14 protein-coding genes and 1 tRNA gene are annotated in these 16,932 nt (G+C 60.2%); 7 read left to right on the top strand and 8 right to left on the bottom strand.

The features are described 5' to 3' along the window. Nucleotides 1-3: 3 nt before the first annotated feature. From F0185_RS00670 to F0185_RS00660, 3 genes are read left to right on the top strand one after another with little or no spacing between them, the layout of a single operon-like run. Entirely contained in the window at nucleotides 4-2,214 is a 2,211-nt protein-coding gene (locus tag F0185_RS00670; protein ID WP_167220652.1) for a T6SS effector phospholipase Tle3 domain-containing protein, read from the top strand. Further along, a complete protein-coding gene (locus F0185_RS00665) occupies nucleotides 2,211-3,689 on the top strand; it encodes a virulence factor (RefSeq protein WP_167220650.1) in 1,479 nt (492 codons plus the stop codon). Before F0185_RS00670 ends, F0185_RS00665 begins: the two co-directional genes overlap by 4 nt. Before the next feature lie 34 nt (nucleotides 3,690-3,723). After that, entirely contained in the window at nucleotides 3,724-3,987 is a 264-nt protein-coding gene (locus tag F0185_RS00660) for a PAAR domain-containing protein (RefSeq protein ID WP_167220648.1), read from the top strand. 62 nt (nucleotides 3,988-4,049) lie between these two features. Here F0185_RS00660 and F0185_RS00655 read toward each other — a convergent pair whose 3' ends face one another. Then, entirely contained in the window at nucleotides 4,050-4,940 is an 891-nt protein-coding gene (locus F0185_RS00655) for a LysR substrate-binding domain-containing protein (protein ID WP_167220646.1), read from the bottom strand. A 110-nt stretch (nucleotides 4,941-5,050) separates the two neighbouring features. Between F0185_RS00655 and F0185_RS00650 the strand changes: the two genes are divergently transcribed. Together F0185_RS00650 and F0185_RS00645 are read left to right on the top strand one after the other, a co-directional pair. Then, entirely contained in the window at nucleotides 5,051-6,472 is a 1,422-nt protein-coding gene (locus F0185_RS00650) for a pyridoxal phosphate-dependent decarboxylase family protein (protein ID WP_167220644.1), read from the top strand. A 108-nt stretch (nucleotides 6,473-6,580) separates the two neighbouring features. Further along, complete coding sequence (locus tag F0185_RS00645; protein ID WP_167220642.1) at nucleotides 6,581-7,057, top strand: helix-turn-helix domain-containing protein; 477 nt, start codon at nucleotides 6,581-6,583, stop codon at nucleotides 7,055-7,057. A 24-nt stretch (nucleotides 7,058-7,081) separates the two neighbouring features. Here F0185_RS00645 and F0185_RS00640 read toward each other — a convergent pair whose 3' ends face one another. Then, nucleotides 7,082-7,816, bottom strand: coding sequence for a siderophore-interacting protein (locus F0185_RS00640; protein ID WP_167220640.1), 735 nt, complete (start codon nucleotides 7,814-7,816; stop codon nucleotides 7,082-7,084). A 25-nt stretch (nucleotides 7,817-7,841) separates the two neighbouring features. Between F0185_RS00640 and F0185_RS00635 the strand changes: the two genes are divergently transcribed. Next, the gene (locus F0185_RS00635) at nucleotides 7,842-8,324 is read left to right on the top strand and encodes a MarR family winged helix-turn-helix transcriptional regulator (RefSeq protein WP_166889650.1); all 483 of its coding nucleotides are present in this window, start codon (nucleotides 7,842-7,844) and stop codon (nucleotides 8,322-8,324) included. A 47-nt stretch (nucleotides 8,325-8,371) separates the two neighbouring features. Here the strand turns inward: F0185_RS00635 and F0185_RS00630 are convergent, their stop codons facing one another. Next, nucleotides 8,372-9,340, bottom strand: coding sequence for a hypothetical protein (locus F0185_RS00630; protein ID WP_167220638.1), 969 nt, complete (start codon nucleotides 9,338-9,340; stop codon nucleotides 8,372-8,374). Nucleotides 9,341-9,619: 279 nt separating this feature from the next. On the opposite strand from F0185_RS00630, the gene F0185_RS00625 reads away from it, so the two are divergent. Beyond that, nucleotides 9,620-10,798: a hypothetical protein gene (locus tag F0185_RS00625; protein ID WP_167220636.1), complete on the top strand. Its 1,179-nt coding sequence runs from the start codon at nucleotides 9,620-9,622 to the stop codon at nucleotides 10,796-10,798. A gap of 294 nt (nucleotides 10,799-11,092) precedes the next feature. On the opposite strand, the gene F0185_RS00620 is transcribed toward F0185_RS00625, so the two are convergent. From F0185_RS00620 to rpsU, 5 genes are all read right to left on the bottom strand, one after another. Further along, nucleotides 11,093-11,169 (bottom strand) — tRNA-Ile (locus tag F0185_RS00620). Nucleotides 11,170-11,351: 182 nt separating this feature from the next. Continuing rightward, nucleotides 11,352-13,562: an RNA polymerase sigma factor RpoD gene (rpoD, locus tag F0185_RS00615; protein ID WP_167220634.1), complete on the bottom strand. Its 2,211-nt coding sequence runs from the start codon at nucleotides 13,560-13,562 to the stop codon at nucleotides 11,352-11,354. A 512-nt stretch (nucleotides 13,563-14,074) separates the two neighbouring features. After that, nucleotides 14,075-15,859 carry a DNA primase gene (gene dnaG, locus F0185_RS00610; RefSeq protein ID WP_167220632.1) on the bottom strand — a complete coding sequence of 595 codons (1,785 nt, stop codon included), beginning with the start codon at nucleotides 15,857-15,859 and terminating at the stop codon, nucleotides 14,075-14,077. 164 nt (nucleotides 15,860-16,023) lie between these two features. Next, the gene (locus F0185_RS00605) at nucleotides 16,024-16,473 is read right to left on the bottom strand and encodes a GatB/YqeY domain-containing protein (RefSeq protein ID WP_167220630.1); all 450 of its coding nucleotides are present in this window, start codon (nucleotides 16,471-16,473) and stop codon (nucleotides 16,024-16,026) included. 161 nt (nucleotides 16,474-16,634) lie between these two features. After that, the gene (rpsU, locus tag F0185_RS00600; protein ID WP_008451879.1) at nucleotides 16,635-16,847 is read right to left on the bottom strand and encodes a 30S ribosomal protein S21; all 213 of its coding nucleotides are present in this window, start codon (nucleotides 16,845-16,847) and stop codon (nucleotides 16,635-16,637) included. Nucleotides 16,848-16,932 lie beyond the last annotated feature (85 nt).

Raw genomic sequence — 16,932 nt, 5'->3', positions numbered from 1 at the left:
TTGATGACCGCAGCTTCTAACCCGGAACAAGCGCAGGGCGCGACGGCGGCCTGCAGCCCGCTTGATGAACCCGATGCCCTGATGGTGGGCGTCAATTGTGGCATTTCCCTGCTCAATGCCAAGCATCTCGATGTGCTGATGCAGTTACCGCTGCCTGGCATCATCATCTTCGTCCATGGCGTCAATTCCGACGGCGAATGGTATGAGCAGGCAGAGGATGGATTATGCAAGGGACTGAACGACAGGCTCAAGCGGCGCGATGAACACATGGTATTTCCGACGCCGGCGGGCGGGCAACTGAGACCGGTGCAGTATCGCGCGGAACTGACGGAGGATGGATTTCTCAACCCGGACTGCACGGCAAAGCAGTTCATTTCAGAGGAGGAGCATTTTTCTCCGGTGATCCGGTTCCGCTGGGGCTATAAAGCTAGTGACGTAGATCTGCAGCAATACGGCGACGGACTGTATCTCAATGAAAAGAACTATTGGGGTGGTGGGCCGTTTGCGAATGGATGTACGGGGCTGCCCGATTTGTGGAGCAGTGGCTTGTCCGATCAACTGTTTCTATGGCTGCATGTGCAGCACTTAAATCCCACCAATAACCGCGACGTGTATGCGTGCCCGCCGCGCCCCTATTATGTGCTGGCGGCGTTGCGCCTGGCGAAACTGATCGAATCTCTGCGCAAGAAGCAGGCTGACGTGCCGATCACCATTGTCTGTCATAGCCAGGGCAATATGGTCGGCATGGCCGCCGCGTTTATTGGCGACGAACTGGCCGATGTGACAGATAAAAAGGGGAAAAGCGGTCGCTGCGTGGCCGATACCTATGTACTGTGCAATCCGCCATTCAGCCTGGTGGGTAAAAACGCTACCCAAGGCTGGGCCGAGCGCGATATGAAAGATGCTCAGGGCAACGGGGGACGCCAGTCCTTGTCCGCGCGAAACCGCACTCTCGCCGCCTTCTTCGACATCCTGCGCAAGCAAGTGCCGAAGGAACAACCGGTGCAGAGCATCGACGAATTCATGAAGAACGAAGCGCACGGCTTCGACGCCCAGTCCGACCGCAACAAGTACGGTTACGGACTGAAACCGTCGACGTATGGCCGCGTGACACTGTATTTCAATCCGCATGACCAAGTGATCTCTGCAAGCACCGTGCAGGGGATCGGCTGGCGCGGCTTGAGTCAACAGGAAATCAATGCCACCAACGGCGGCGGGACGTTTTGCCAGCGTGTCTTTTCCCAGAATTTTTTGGTGGGGTTGCAGGGGCAGTACGATTTCTGGGAAAACCAGTACGGCAAGCCCAAGCGTGGTAGCCAGGCATTCTGGTCTCCGGAGTCGCCCAAGGCAAGGTATTCGATATCCAAAGGCCTCGATGCCAACACGTCCTTTGTCGGAAAAATATGGACGGTCATAACAGCGCCAGTGATGATCGTCGCGACGGGGGTAACGAGCATCCGCATCAACGCACTACCGCCGGACGACTGGACGGTTCCGCTGACCGCGCCGATCCTGCCGGAAGCGTTTTTACCCGAAGGCCTGCGCTTGGGCGAGTCCAGCAAAAACTTCGATCAGGGTTTCGACGCGCCGGGGGAATATCGCAACAAGGATCGGGAATACAAAGATGGCGATCCCTACAAGGACGAGCAGGCGGTGAGCGCAGGGGAAACCGCAGGTGCCGAGGCCAAGCCGGGTGGCGCCGCTAAGGGCGACAAGGAGAGCGAAGCATCGCTGCGTTATGAACACCATGCCATGCTGCGCATGAAGGCCAGGCGCGAGGGTTTGTACAAAAAAGACGCGAAGGTAGATGAAGAAGACAAGCCAGACAGCGCCAGGGAAGACTACAAGGCGTGGCGCTCGAAACATATCAAGTCCAATCTGGCCGCCAATATCAATGCGCATGCGACCGATCACTCAACGATCATGACCAATGGGATGCATGCACAGAAGGCGCTGGCGTATGACGTGGCGATTGGTTGTTGCTATATCAAAAAGGAAGATTTGCATACGTTGAGAATAGCGGCAGATTGGCGGCATCTTGACGGATTAGAAACAAGCGATAGCAACAGAGTATTTTTAGAGTATTTCAAGGACGGAAAAATACGAGCTAAACCAGTGGAGAATTGGGCAACAGACGTTAAAGAAGGACTTATGCCAACAAAAATTGTCAATCAGCGAGAAATTTTCGGGAGCAGCAAAGGTGAAAAAATATGACCTATCTTATTTCTAACTGGAAGAGACGCATCGGCTGGACGTTGATTTCCTTCTGCTTCGCTTTTAGTGCTTCGCTATGGATAATTTATCGGCTGGACAACATCTCATCAATCAAGTTAACCGACGGAGAACTTATGCGCCGCTTGTTCATTTTACCCACGCTACTTGCAGCCGCAGTACTTGCGCTAACCACTGCGTGCGCAAGCAAACCAACAACCACGCAAGTCGATATCGTCCCAGACATTTCCACTAAACCAGACACTCCCTTCATCGTTCAGGTAGTAGGTTTGCAATGGCTGAATCCCCTTCAACGACGAGACTACCCAACAGAATGGCAGTTACTGTGGACGTTAGGACTCGTAAAGCCCAACAAAGATGACGATATGGTCAGAACCAACCCGAAAAAATATACCATGCTTGGGGCAATCGCAGAAATCGCATACGGCAATGAAGGACGAGAAACATTTAAAGGTTTTCACGAAAAATACTTCGACAAGTTGACCACTATTTTCCATGACATCTACTTCTCCAATTCCAAGTATTTCTATAATGCGCACTCGCTCACTGACAAGAAAACCTGGCGCGAACTGGCAGGTATCCGAGTGGAATATGCACTTCCTGTCGACAGGCTCGATCCGGTTACCGCTGCAGAAATGACACGCGACAATCTCATTCAGACTTTTTCCATCGGTAACGTCTATGCGCCAACCACTTGGTCGCGCAACACCCCACCTGACGTTCATGTAACCATGGGCGGTCCGAATGCCGGCTTCACGTCCCTGTCCGCCGGACTCGACTACCTGCAAGCACACCCGAACGAAACGGTCTGGGTCATGAACTGGGACGCCCCGAATTTTCCGCCCAAAGACGAACAGATCAACGAGAACATGGTGCTGCTGGTTCTCGCCGGTCCCAACTACAACACGGAACGCGCCGCACTCGCATGGCTGAGCTACCCAAGCACCAAGAAGGTCGCCGACTTCGACGCTCAACAAGGCAAACCAAGCCGCGCCGTGCAGGCATGGCAAGCCACGCTGTCCGCCGCCGCCCTCAACGCTGGCAAAACGACGGCCGACATCGGCTTCGTGATTCACGACGCCAACAACACCCATGCGGCATCCTCGGACCGGCTGGCCAACCTGGCCCACACCTTCACCACCGAGCTGGCCGAATTCGATTTCGCCAAACAAACCTTCAACACGCCCGCCTTGCTGGGAGAAATGGGCGCTGGCACCGCGCTGACCAACGTTGCACTCGGCATTGCCGTAGCCAATCACATGGGCAAACACGTCCTGGTCGCGGGCACGACCGATGCCGACGAAACGACCGCAGTGCTCGTCACCCCGCCGGCAACGGTGCGCCCTTTGAATCCGGACGCGCCATGGTTTCGTGCGCGTGGCGAAAACAATGCCTACCTTCCATGGTGGGGATTGCGTCACGACGCCACGCCGGGCTCGCAAGGCTATTCCAAATGAATGACTTCAACCGCCCTGTTTACGAGGAACCGTGATGCGTCTCGTCATTCGCCTGAACGACCCCACGACCCATGGCGGTAAAGTCATCTCCGCCGCCCCGACGACCACGGTACTCGGCATCATGGTCGCGCGCCTCGGCGACCGCTGCTCCTGCCCGATTGCGGGCCATGGAGCGTGTGTCATCGTCGAGGGCGATCCGAAAGTGCTGATCCACGGCATACCGGTGGCCTTTGAAGGTCATGCGACCAGTTGCGGCGCCAGGTTGATATCGACCGTGCCGGACAGCGGCCGCGGCTAGCTGTCGGCTGACAACGTGCCCCCCGCCCGCTTGCGGCCAGCCATGCCATTCCCGCCCTGATGTCACGGCACGCCCGGCGAGCGCCCCGCTTCGGCCTGGATCCAGTCCACGAACGCGCGCGCCCCCGACGCGGCAAAGCTGTCCGGCAAACCGACCAGGTAATACCCGAACCGCGTCGGCCACTGCCCCTCCAACGCCTTGCACAAAGTCCCCTTCTCCAGGTCGGCGCCGGCGTAGATATCGCGCACCAGCGCCAACCCCTGCCCTTCGCTGGCGGCGCGCACCAGCAAATGTTCGTCGCTGAACGACAGCCCGCGCCGCGCCTTGGGCGATGGGCTGCCGTTGGCCTGCAGCCACAAGGTCCAATCCTGGCGTTCACGGTCATGCAGCAGCGGGTAGGCCAGGCAATCGGCCGGACAGCGAATCGGCGGCCCCTGGCGCAATAAATCCGGCGCGCCGACCACGATCATGGCAGGCGACATCAACCAGCGCGCTTCGAGTCCGGGATAGTGTCCCAGGCCATGCCGGATGGCGAAATCGACCGCCTCGGTTTTCAGGTCGACCACGCGCGCATCGCTGTCGATCGAGAGCGAGACGGCCGGATGGCGCCTGGCAAAGTCGCCCAGTCGCGGCAACAGCCATCCGGACGCGAACGAGGGCATCACGCTCACCACCAGTTGCCGCGCAGCGTCATCCGCCACATCGCGGCGCGCCACCGTTTCGATCTGCTGGAACGGCGCCCGGATATCGGCGTACAAGGCCGCTCCGGCAGCCGTTGGCGTGACGCCGGCCCGGGTGCGCTCGAACAGGCGCTGGCCGTGCCGTAACTCCAGCTCGCGGATGCGCTGGCTGATCGCGCCGGCCGTGACATGCAACTCGCGCGCGGCGTCCTTCATGCTGCCGGCGCGGCACACGACAAAGAATGTATAAAAGCGCTGGAGCGGAATCTGCATGGCCTCACTTTAGCCCAGCTATAGTGAAAGCGGCAACAGATCGTTTGCGCGCGCCGGGCGCCGGCTTTACGCTCGGGACCACACAATCAATAAGGTGCTTGCAAACCGCCATGAAGACCATTTCCCCGTTTCGCCCTGCGCTGGAAAGCGCACTGAGCCACGCGCTGGCCCATCTCGACCATCTGGAGCAACAGCCGGTCGGCGCCCGCGCCAGCCTCGACACGCTGCGCGCCCGCTTATCCAGGCCGCTGGCCGACGCCGGCCTGCCGGCCGCGCAAGTCATCGACGAACTGGCCGCCGACACGGCCGGCGGCATCAACGGCAGCGCCGGCGGGCGCTTCTTCGGCTGGGTGATCGGTGGCGCCTTGCCGGCAGCGCTGGCGGCCGACTGGCTCACCAGCGCCTGGGACCAGAACGCCGCCACCTTTGCCTGCGCACCGGCGGTGACCGTGATCGAAGAAGTCTGCGGGGTCTGGCTGAAGGACTTGCTCGGCCTGCCGCGCGACGCCAGCTTCGCCCTCACCAGCGGCTGCCAGATGGCGCATGCGACCGCCCTGGCGGCGGCCCGCAATGCGCTGCTGGCGCGCCGCGGATGGGATGTCGAACGCGACGGCCTGTGCGGCGCTCCGCCGATCCGCATCCTGAGCGGCGACCAGCTGCACGGCAGCATCGCGCGCGCGGCCCGCTTGCTGGGCCTGGGCACGGGTGCCGTGCGCGGCCTGCCGGTCAACCCGGCCGGCCAGCTCGCGGCGGCAACCCTGCAACAGGCACTGGTCGAGAGCGCCGGCGCCCCGCTCATCGTGGTGCTGCAGGCGGGCGACCTCAACATCGGCGCCTATGATTGTTTCGCCGAGCTCATTCCGCTGGCGCACCGCTACGGCGCCTGGGTGCACGTGGACGGCGCCTTCGGCCTGTGGGCCAACGCCAGCGCGCGTTACCGCCATCTGCTGGCCGGCGTCGCACGCGCCGATTCCTGGGCGACCGACGGTCACAAGTGGCTCAACGTACCCTACGACAGCGGGTTCGCATTTATTGCCCATGCGGATGCGCAGCGGCGCGCCATGTCCTACGAAGCCAGTTATGTTGCCCACAACGATCATGTGCGCGAGCCCAAGGACTGGAATCCGGAATGGTCGCGACGCGGGCGCGGCGTGGCTGCGTATGCCGCCATGCGCGAGCTCGGGCGCGATGGCGTCGCCGCCCTGGTCGAGCGCTGTTGCGCGGCGGCGCACGCGCTCGCGACCGGCATTGCCGCCCTGCCCGGCGTTGAACTTGTATGGGAACCGACGGTCAATCAGGGACTGGTGCGCTTTCTCGATCGCGCGCCGGGCGCAAGCGAAAGCGATCACGACCGCTGGACGGATGCGGTCAGCAACGCCGTGCTGGCCGGCGGCGAGGCCCTGTTCAGCAACACGACCTGGCGTGGAAAGCGCTGCATGAGGATATCGGTATGCAATTGGCAAACCGGCGAGGCCGATGTCGCGCGCGCCGTCGCGGCCGTCGCGCAGGTGCTCCGAACGCATCAATACTAGCGAAACGAGGGGCATGGCGGCCATTGTCGGGCCAGTGTCGGGTGCTTTTCGTCACCGACACGGCTAGAATCGCGGAATACTCGTGGTTCACCAGCATCGGGAGAGAGCATGATTCTTAAACAACTTCGCCTCAGCCGCCATCTTTCTCAAGAACAATTAGCCCAGATGTCGGGCTTGAACGTGAGAACGATCCAGCGCATCGAAAGCGGCCACAAGGCCAGCGTGGAGTCGCTTAAATGTCTTGCTGCAGCGCTTGATGTGGAGGTGTCAACCCTGAACGAGGAGAACTTCGTGATCGACAAACATGCGCACAACTGGCAGGCGCTGCCGCTATGGCTGCGCTGCTGGTTCGGCTTCGGCTTTTTGCACATGCACCCGACCCGGCGTGTCGCCAAACGCATCGAAACCATGTCGCACGCCACCGGCTTCCTGTTTTGCCTGCTGGGTTTCGTGAGCGAAGCGGCGCTGGCGGGCGGCTTGATCATGCTGGCCACGGCGTATCTGTTTTACTTGTTTTCGTGGCAAGGCGACCGCTACGGGATCTGGTTCGATACCCCCGCGCCGGGCGAACGGCAGAGCGCCTGACGAAAGCACGCAAGCCGCGCCGGCTTACTCCAGGTTCTCGTGAAAGCCGCTGCCACCGCGCTTCCAGTAGGCGGCGGCGCGGATGGCCGTCTTGTGCAGGCCCTTGACGCCGACCAGTTCCTGGCGCACGGCGGCCATGCTTGCCGCTTCCCCCGCGCACCAGGCGTAGCCGTCGCCGGCCGGCAGCGCCCACGCCTGCACGGCAGCGATCAGTTCGGCGTCGTTGCCGACCCAGCGCAGGTCGACCTTGGCATCGCCGGCAAAGGCGCGGCGGTCGGCCGCATCGTCGACCTTGACGATGACGGTGGCGCGGGCGCCGGCCGGCAGTTCTTCCAGGCGGCGCGCAATCGCGGGCAAGCCGGTTTCGTCGCCCACGAGCAAATGCCACTCGTAATCGACCGGAATGATCAGCGAGCCTTTCGGACCGCCGATGATCACCTGCTGGCCGGGCGCGGCCTGGGCCGCCCAGGCCGCGCACGGGCCGTCGCCATGCAGGGCGAATTCGATCACCAGTTCGCCCGCGGCCGGATCGAAGCTGCGCGGGGTGTAATCGCGCTTGGCGGCGTCAGGCCCATCGCCGAGAATGAACTTGATATGGTCGTCGAACGAGGCGCTGTGAAAATCATTCAGCGCCGCGCCGCCGAAGGTAATGCTGCGGAAATGGCTGCCAATGGCGCGCACGCTGAGCACCTCGACCCGGCGAATCTTGAGCTCGTGGCGCACACGCTGCACACGGCTGACTGGAGCGTCTATACTCATCTCTTTATCGTTCAATTGGTTGACAATGTCCCCCATCATCCACGAATCAAATGACAATGTCAACCATTCCGACGAATCGCGCCGGGATGCCGTGCTGGAACTGATCCATACGATCATGCACCAGTACCGCTCGCAGCAATTCCAGGCCTTGCGCGACGGCCAGCATGAGCTCACGCACATGGAAGCGAAGGTGCTGGCGTTTTTCGGCCGCCATCCGGGCGCGACCCAGAGCGAGCTGGCGCGCCACAGCGGCCGCGACAAGGCGCAAGTCGCGCGCCTGATCACGGCGCTGCGCGAACGCGGCTTGCTGCATGGCGAAGCCGACCCGGCCGACCGGCGCAACACGCACCTGTCCCTGACCGAGGCCGGCAAGGCCATCCAGCAAGCGGCCCAGGCCGAAGCGAGCAAGCTGAACGCGCAAGCGGTGCGGGCAATGAGCGGGGAACAGCAACAGGTACTGCTCGGCCTATTGCTGCAAGTGAAGGACAATCTGGACCGGAACGACTGAGACGGAGCGCAGGCGCCCTCCTCCCGGATCGCCGTCCCGGGTGGACCTTACTGCTGCACGACACCTGCCTGATTGCCGCTGCCGCTTTGGGTAATCGCGGCTGCGAAGCCATTGCCCTTCTGGATGATCGAGGCGATGTTGGGCGTGTCGTACTGATTGCCGCCGTTTTGCGTGACGGACGCGATATTGTTGTTGCCCGTCTGGTCAATCAGCGACTGGCTGTAATCGAGGCGCTGCACCACCGTCGCCTTGTTCAGATTACCGGTCTGGACGATTTTGCTGGCGTTATCCTGGCCTTGCTCGTCGGCGCTGGCCACGTTGTAATTGCCTTTCTGAATAATGGTTTGCTCGCGCGTGAAATAGGAATCTTTCTGCTTGACGCTGGCGTTATTCCCATTGCCGCCCTGCTGCACCCACACGCCCGAATACACCGCATTATCCTGGTCGATCGTGACCTTGTTCAGATTGCCGACCTGTTCCACCAGCGGCCCGCCGAAACCCGAATTGACCTGCTTGGCGGTGATGTTGTTGTCATCGCCCTTCTGGTAAGCGCGGATACTGAACGGGAACAAGTAAAGCTGATCGACATTGACCGCATTGCGATTGCCGACCTGCTCGATCGTATTGCCCACCTCACCGGAATCCTTTTGCTTCACGACCGCCTTGTTATCGGCGCCGATCTGCTTGATGGCCGTGCCGCTGCGGTAGATATTGTCCTGCGAAATGGTCGCGCCATTCTGGTTTCCGGTCTGCACGATGTCCGCATACGCATCGTAGGAGCGGATCTGGAAAATGCCGGGTATCTTTTTGAGCGGGTCGCCGGCGACGTTGTTCGTGCCTGTCTGCTTGATCGTGGCAGTCAGTTCGTAGAATTCCTCCTCGGGCGCCTGCTGCACCACATACAGGCTGTTGCCTGTGCCCACTTGAGAAGTGGACACCGTGGGCTGGGCCGAGACGGCGCCGCTGGCGAAGGCCATCGCGACAGCGCTGGCGATGGTCGAGAGTATTGTTTTCATGATGTTTCTCCTTGAGAGTGCTGCGCAAAAAGGTGGCAGCGAAAGGTCCTGATGCCGCCGTGCACCCAGTGCAAAACCGGCTGCTTCAATGGTCGAGTGTATCGGCCGGTTCCCGGCCGCTTTTGATGGTTCTCAAGTGCTGAGACCGCTGCTTTTCGCGAGCGATCCCGTATGCAAGAGCGCGCTGCTCATGCGCCGATCGATGCTTGAGTTCCCGCCACCGGCGCATGCCAGCTCGCCTGTGTTACCCTCCCTTCAATATTTTTGAACGGAAATTACATGGTCAATTTGCGCCGCTTGTTCTTTTGGGGATGGATGCTCATTATCAGCGCGGGGGCGTTTGCCCAAGCGCCCGCACCGGCGCCAGCGCCACAAGCGCCGACTGCCGGCGCGATCAAGACCGACTTGATCAGGCAAATGCAGAAAGATGGTTATCTGAGCGAGCCGGTCGCGCGCGAAGTCACCGGCAAATATGTCACTCCGGGCGATTTCCGGCAAGCGGTGAGTGCGGCCGGCCAGGCGCAGGCAAGCGAGCCATCGCTGTGGGCGAAGTATATGTCCTGGGTAAACCTGATCAAGGTCGTCGCGGTCATCTGCTTTTTGCTGGTGTTTTACGACACGCTGCTCAAGATGAGAAAAGCGCTGTGGATTCACGTAAGCAAAGTGCCGACCATCGTTTATCAGCTGGTCTTTTTGAGCTTGACCATCTGCGGAACGCTGCGCGCGCAAGCGATCTGGCCGGCGCAGGCTTTTTACCTGGCGCTGTTTTGCGCCTGGGGCAACCTGATACTGGTGGCGTGGATGATGTCGACCTATAAGGTCATCGGAGAAACGCTGAACAAGCTGCCCTTGTACCGGCTGGCGCCCCATAGCGCCGACTGTGTGCTGGCGATGATTTATTTCGGCGCACTGGCATTAAGCTACCAATCCGCCATTTTCGGATTTTTCGCCGCCGTCTGCCTGTCCGGGGTTTTCTCGTTCAGCATGATGTACACGCCCCGCACGCTGTCCCTGGAGTTCAAGGAGCGCCTGCTCAAAGCCATGGTATTCGGCCACCTGGTGGTGCTGACGGCGTATTGCGTCATGCGCACCACCGGCATGCAATGGGAATCGGCCCGCTATTTCGAGGCCGGCATCGAGTACTACTGCACCATTGCGCTGTCGGTCGCCTTGCTGGTGGGCGCCTCGCCGTGGCCGTTCAAGGCGCAGCGCATCCACTACATGCCTTTGTTTATAGCGCTGGCGATCGTGGCCAGCATGATGTATGTGTTTCTCGACCTGAAAGTCATCGCCAGCATCCTGTTATGTTTTTTCGTCCTGGTGACGCTCGAGTGGATCTGCTACCTGGGATTCAGGACCAATATGCTGGTGGGCGCCGGCATGCTCGGCGCGATCCTGTATGGGATTGCCGTGCTGATCGAAAAATACGGCGCGCTGATCGTGCTGGCGCCGGCCTAAGTAAGTGTGCAGAAATTATTGTGATTTATAGCGAACAGAAGCGGATGCCGTGCAAGGCGCCCGCCGCGACGCAGTGCGAGCACTGCTAGCGGTGGGCAACGCAGCAAGGCGCCGCTTATGGAAGCTAGAAATGACAAGAATTTATGCGCACTTACTTAGCGTTATGCGTTTTGACGGGCGGCGGTCATATGTGCGAAATACTGCCCGTACGCGCTGAGAGGATGGGTTGGAGAAATGTGGCGCCAGTAAAGCGAAAAAGGGAGAACAGCCGATGCTGCTCCCCCTTCTTCTGTTTGGTAGGCCCGGACGGACTTGAACCGTCGACCAAAGGATTATGAGTCCTCTGCTCTAACCAACTGAGCTACAGGCCCAAAATTTGTACTGAATATCTGGGGACCTCGAAAAACCTACTGCGCGGCGTCATTTTCGAGGTCCCCACTGTCGTGCTTGGAATACAGCCCCGGCATCGGTGCGGCAGGGAGCCCGCCATCACCAATTCCTCCCGTCACAAAGTGGCGTGAGGATATGGCTTTTCGTATCAGCCCGTCAAGGCTTAATTACCTTCCAGGAAGCTCTTGAGCTTGTCGGAGCGCGATGGGTGGCGCAGCTTGCGCAGCGCCTTCGCTTCGATCTGGCGAATCCGCTCGCGCGTGACGTCGAATTGCTTGCCCACTTCTTCCAGGGTGTGGTCAGTCGACATCTCGATGCCGAAACGCATGCGCAACACTTTCGCTTCGCGCGGCGTCAGGGAGTCCAGCACATCCTTGACCACCCCGCGCATCGAAGCATGCAAGGCCGCGTCCGATGGCGCCAGGGTATTGTTGTCTTCGATGAAGTCGCCCAGGTGCGAATCGTCATCGTCGCCAATCGGCGTTTCCATCGAGATCGGCTCTTTCGCGATCTTCATGATCTTGCGGATCTTGTCTTCCGGCATTTCCATCTTGATCGCCAGGGTCGCCGGATCGGGTTCGGCGCCGGTTTCCTGCAAGATCTGGCGCGAGATGCGGTTCATCTTGTTGATCGTTTCGATCATGTGCACCGGGATGCGGATCGTGCGCGCCTGGTCGGCGATCGAGCGCGTGATGGCCTGGCGGATCCACCAGGTCGCATAGGTGGAGAATTTATAGCCGCGCCGGTATTCGAACTTGTCCACGGCCTTCATCAGGCCGATATTGCCCTCCTGGATCAGGTCGAGGAATTGCAGGCCGCGGTTGGTGTACTTCTTCGCGATCGAAATTACCAGGCGCAAGTTAGCCTCGGTCATTTCGCGCTTGGCCTTGCGCGCCTTCATTTCACCGGCCGCCATCTGGCGGTTAATGTTGCGCAAGTCAGGCAGCGGCAGCACCACGCGCGCCTGCAGGTCGATCAGGCGCTGCTGCAATTCCTTGATCGTCGGAATATTGCGTCCGAGGATGGCCGAGTAGGCGTGGCCGGCGCCCACTTCGCCATCGACCCAGTCCAGATTCGTTTCATTGCCCGGAAATACCTTGATGAAGTGGGCGCGCGGCATGCCGCACTTGTTCACCGCCACATCGAGGATTTGCTTCTCGATATGGCGCACTTCATCGACTTGCCCGCGCAGGGTGTCGCACAGCTTTTCCACCACCTTGGCGGTGAAACGGATCCCGAGCAGCTCGTTGGAAATCGATTCCTGCGCCTTGACGTAGGCTTTCGAGTTATAGCCATCTTTCTCGAAGGCCTTGCGCATCTTGTCGAACTGCACCGAGATGATGTCGAATTTTTCCAGCGCCTGGTTTTTCAGCGCTTCGAGCTGTTCGGCCGAGAAACCCGCGGCGCCGGAAGCGTTGTTCTCTTCTTCCTCTTCCTCTTCTTCCTCGTCGGCTTCTTCTTCGTCTTCATCCTCGTCGGTGGCGACCGGGGCCACGACCGGCTCGAGCGGCTCGTCCGGGTCGACCATGCCGTCGACGATCTCGTCGATCTTGATTTCGTCGTTCTGGATGCGGATCGCGGCGGAAATGATTTCGGCGATCGTCACCGGGCAGGCGGAAATAGCCTGGATCATGTCCTTGAGGCCATCTTCGATGCGCTTGGCAATCTCGATCTCGCCTTCGCGCGTGAGCAGCTCGACCGAGCCCATCTCGCGCATATACATGCGCACCGGGTCGGTGGTGCGGCCGAAGTCGGAATCGACCGTCGACAGCGCCGCCTCGGCCGCGGCCTCGGCTTCGTCATCGCTGGTGACGGTGGCCACATTGTCGGACAGCAGCAAGGTTTCGGCATCGGGCGCGTGCTCGTAGACCGCGATCCCCATGTCGTTGAAGGTGCCGATGATGCCTTCGATCGCTTCCGGATCGACGATGTTTTCGGGCAGGTGATCGTTGATTTCGGCGTAGGTGAGGAAACCGCGTTCCTTGCCGAACTTGATCAGGGTTTTCAGTTTCTGGCGCCGGCGCTCGAGTTCTTCCTCGGTCGCTTCGGTGTCCGACGAGAAGGCATCTTTCAGCAGCGCCTTTTCCTTGGCCTTGCGGTCCTTGGCCTTGGCCTTGTCGACCGCTTTCAGCTCGGCCCGCTCGACCGCGTTGAGGGCGGCCACTTCATCGTTCTCGGGCTGGAATTCTTTCGGCTTGCGCCCGCGCCTGCCCGGTACCTTGACTGAGGGCAGCACGTAACCGGACGTGTCGATCGCGGCCAGCGCGGCGGCATCGGTGGTCTGGCTGACGACAGGCGTGGCGCTCGCGCTCGTACTTGTACTGGCGCTGCGCGTTTCAGCCTTGTCTTGCGCTTTATCCGCCTTGGCGGACATTCTCGTTGGCTTATCAGCCGCTTTGGTTTCAGGTTTCTTGATTGGCACAGGCGCTTTCGATGTCACAACGACTAGCTTTATGGTGGATTAAGATAAAGTTTGTTGCCGGCCTTTTCGGCCCTACGTCCCCGGACCGGCCTTCGCAGACCCCTCCGGCATTGCTGCACTCATAACACCTTTACATCACCTTACGGGCACGACCCGCGCGATTTCGGCAGTAGTCTACTGCATACAACGGCGGTTGGAGGCGCGAGCCGTGTGTGGCTGAAAAGCAAACCGATGTTTGCCCCCGACAGCGCAACGCCGTCGCAACCAAAGCTGGCCCTGGCCGCCGACGCCCACCCTCTTTGCGCCGATCAAGAGCCTAACTCACTGAAAGAAATACAACTTACGGACAACGAAAAAATTTCTGCGAACACAACACTTATCGTTTTATTATAGCACGCAGTCCGTCTTTTTCCAGTGCCAAACGCCCCCTGTGCGGGCCTCCGATTTCATGCTTTGCGCGGGGTCTAACTCGGCCCCCCTTCATCCTCCAGCCGCTTCTGCTCGGCCATGATTTCGCGGTAGCGCACACCCACCTGATCTGAGGTCAGGCCGGCGGAAAACAACTGGGTCAACTCCTGTTTAAGCGCTGCAAGTTTGATCTGCCTCACAGCCCCGACCAGCCACAATTTCACGCTGTCGATATCCGATTCTGGCTCCGAGGCAATTTCGGCGATCAAGCCGTCGTATTCGTTGCTGGTATCCTTCAAATGCTGGGACAAGGCCGCGAAGCCGCCGTTCGGCCCCAGTGCCTGGCCGCAGGCGACCAGGTACAGCAGGCGCTCGGCCGCGTCCGGGCCAAAATGGTTGAACGCGGCCAGCGCCGCCTCGTCCAGCTCCAGGCTGAGCGGCGGATGGGCCACCAGGTGGCGCAAAATCTGCAATTCCAGCCCCACCGGTTCCGGCCGGCCCTGGCGCGGCGGCGCGCGGCGCGCCACCGAGACCGGCTTGGACAGCTCGAACAGGGCCTCGATTTCGGCCGGGCTCGACTCGGTCATGCTGGCCAGGCCGCGCACGATCTGCAGGCGCAGCGAGCTGGGCGACATCGATTGCAGCAGCGGCTTGGCGTCGAACTGGACGTGGGCGCGCCCTTCCGAGGTGGAAAGATCATGCTCGCCCGACACTTCACGCAGCAAAAATTGCGACAGCGGCATCGCTTCGTGAATTTCTTGCTCGAATACATCGGCGCCGAATTCGCGCACGAAACTGTCCGGATCGTGCTCGGACGGCAAAAACAGGAATTTGATGATCTTGTTGTCGCTCACCTGCGGCAGGCAGGCTTCGAGCGCGCGGCGGGCGGCGCGGCGGCCGGCCTTGTCGCCATCGAAACTGAAAATCACGCTGTCGGTCTGGCGCAGCAACTTTTGCACGTGGGTACTGGTACACGCCGTGCCCAAGGTGGCCACCGCTTGCGGAAAGCCGAGCTGGGCCAGGGCGACCACGTCCATATAGCCTTCCGTCACCAGCACGTAGCCAGCGTCGCGGATGGCCTGGCGCGCTTCGTACAGGCCGTACAGTTCCAGGCCCTTCTGGAACAGCGGGGTTTCCGGCGAGTTCAGGTATTTCGGTTCGCCCTGGTCCAGCACCCGCCCGCCGAAGCCGATTACCTGGCCCTTGGTATTGCGGATCGGGAACATGATGCGCTCGCGAAAGCGGTCATAACGCTTCTTGTTGCCGCCATCCTCGTCGACCTTGTCGATCACCAGGCCGGACTCGACCAGCGCCAGCACCTCGTAATCGGGGAACACGGTACGCAAGTTATCCCAGCCGGACGGGGCGTAGCCCATGCCGAAGCGGGCCGCCACTTCGCCGGTGAGGCCACGGTTTTTCAGGTAGGCGATGGCATTCGTGGCGCCGCGTAACTGGCCGCGATAGTAATCGCAAGCCTGGGTCATGGCCTCGGTCAGGGCCAGCGCCTGGGCCTGGTTGGCCGCGCGTTGCAGCGGAGGAATCTTGTCATCCGCGTCGGGCACGACCATGCCCACACCCTGGGCCAGATCCTTGACGGCATCGATAAAGCCCATGCCCGAATACTCGATCAGGAAACCGACCGCGTTGCCATGCGCGCTGCAACCGAAGCAATGGTAAAACTGCTTGGTCGGGCTGACGGTAAAACTGGGGGATTTTTCGCTGTGGAACGGGCACAGGCCCATGAAATTGGCCCCGCCCTTCTTCAGCTGGACGTAGCGGCCGACCACATCGACGATGTCGATACGGTTGAGCAAATCGGTAAGGAAGGATTGTGGAATCACGTGCGATGAACAGTCTTTGTGTCAGGTCAGACTATACCGCCGCGCCCGCCGCAGATTTGATCTGCGACAAGACGCGGGCTTGCTGGCTTGCCTTGTCGGCTTGCCTTGTCGGCTTGCCGGGGCGGCTTGCGCGAAAACGTTCCGCGCAACGCGCCATACGACGATCAGGCCGGCGCGAGCGCCTTCTTGATCAAGCCCGACACGATGCCCATGTCGGTGCCTTTTGGCAATTTTGCCTTGAGCAAGCCCATGACCTTGCCCATGTCCTGCGGACCGGTGGCGCCGGAGGCGCTCACGGCGGCGGCGACTTCGGCGGCGATTTCTTCTTCCGACAGGCCGGCCGGCATGTAGGCGGCGAGGATGACCAGTTCGGCCTTTTCGATATCGGCCAGGTCCTGGCGATTGCCATCTTCAAACTGGCTGATCGAATCCTTGCGCTGCTTGATCATTTTTTCGATGATCGCCTGGGTTTGTTCATCGTCGAGTTCGATGCGCTCGTCGACTTCGCGGCGCTTGATCTCGGCCAGGATCAGGCGGATCGTCAGCAGCTTGGCCGCTTCTTTCGCGCGCATCGCCGCTTTCATATCGTCGGTAATTTGTTCTTTCAAGCCCATGGCAATCCTCGTCTAAATAATGAATAAATATCAGGTAACACACAGCAAAAACCAAATAGCAAAACCCGCTGCGGTAAACCGGAGCGGGTCTGCGACTACAGTAAAAACAATGACCCGGACAGGCTGTTGGCCGTCACCGGATCAGGTTCGACTGGACAGTCTTAGAATAATTTCTTAGGCAGTTGCTGGCTGCGAATGCGCTTGTAGTGGCGCTTAACGGCAGCTGCCAGCTTGCGCTTGCGCTCAGCCGTTGGCTTTTCGTAGAACTCGCGTGCGCGCAGTTCGGTCAGCAGACCCGTTTTTTCGATGGTGCGTTTGAAGCGACGCATTGCGACTTCGAACGGCTCGTTTTCTTTAAGGCGAATAGTGGTCATGTAAAAATCAAACCGTTAGATTTAGGGAAGAACGAGATAATAGCACCGTTTCCCTCGCTGTGGAAGCTTTTCGCTTTTCCCCTGT

This window comes from Massilia rubra (assembly GCF_011682065.1).
Lineage (GTDB): Bacteria > Pseudomonadota > Gammaproteobacteria > Burkholderiales > Burkholderiaceae_D > Telluria_A > Telluria_A rubra.
The sequence above is the reverse complement of the archived record's forward strand: the minus strand, read 5'-3'. Positions and strand labels throughout refer to the sequence as shown.

Excerpts from the sequence above, each read along its gene's own strand:
- F0185_RS00665 (WP_167220650.1), top strand. The coding sequence starts at position 2,211 with ATGACCTATCTTATTTCTAACTGGAAGAGACGCATCGGCTGGACGTTG.
- F0185_RS00640 (WP_167220640.1), bottom strand. The coding sequence starts at position 7,816 with ATGAGTATAGACGCTCCAGTCAGCCGTGTGCAGCGTGTGCGCCACGAG.
- F0185_RS00650 (WP_167220644.1), top strand. The coding sequence starts at position 5,051 with ATGAAGACCATTTCCCCGTTTCGCCCTGCGCTGGAAAGCGCACTGAGC.
- F0185_RS00605 (WP_167220630.1), bottom strand. The coding sequence starts at position 16,473 with ATGGGCTTGAAAGAACAAATTACCGACGATATGAAAGCGGCGATGCGC.
- F0185_RS00655 (WP_167220646.1), bottom strand. The coding sequence starts at position 4,940 with ATGCAGATTCCGCTCCAGCGCTTTTATACATTCTTTGTCGTGTGCCGC.
- F0185_RS00660 (WP_167220648.1), top strand. The coding sequence starts at position 3,724 with ATGCGTCTCGTCATTCGCCTGAACGACCCCACGACCCATGGCGGTAAA.
- F0185_RS00635 (WP_166889650.1), top strand. The coding sequence starts at position 7,842 with ATGTCCCCCATCATCCACGAATCAAATGACAATGTCAACCATTCCGAC.
- F0185_RS00630 (WP_167220638.1), bottom strand. The coding sequence starts at position 9,340 with ATGAAAACAATACTCTCGACCATCGCCAGCGCTGTCGCGATGGCCTTC.
- F0185_RS00645 (WP_167220642.1), top strand. The coding sequence starts at position 6,581 with ATGATTCTTAAACAACTTCGCCTCAGCCGCCATCTTTCTCAAGAACAA.
- F0185_RS00670 (WP_167220652.1), top strand. The coding sequence starts at position 4 with ATGACCGCAGCTTCTAACCCGGAACAAGCGCAGGGCGCGACGGCGGCC.
- F0185_RS00625 (WP_167220636.1), top strand. The coding sequence starts at position 9,620 with ATGGTCAATTTGCGCCGCTTGTTCTTTTGGGGATGGATGCTCATTATC.
- rpoD (WP_167220634.1), bottom strand. The coding sequence starts at position 13,562 with ATGTCCGCCAAGGCGGATAAAGCGCAAGACAAGGCTGAAACGCGCAGC.
- rpsU (WP_008451879.1), bottom strand. The coding sequence starts at position 16,847 with ATGACCACTATTCGCCTTAAAGAAAACGAGCCGTTCGAAGTCGCAATG.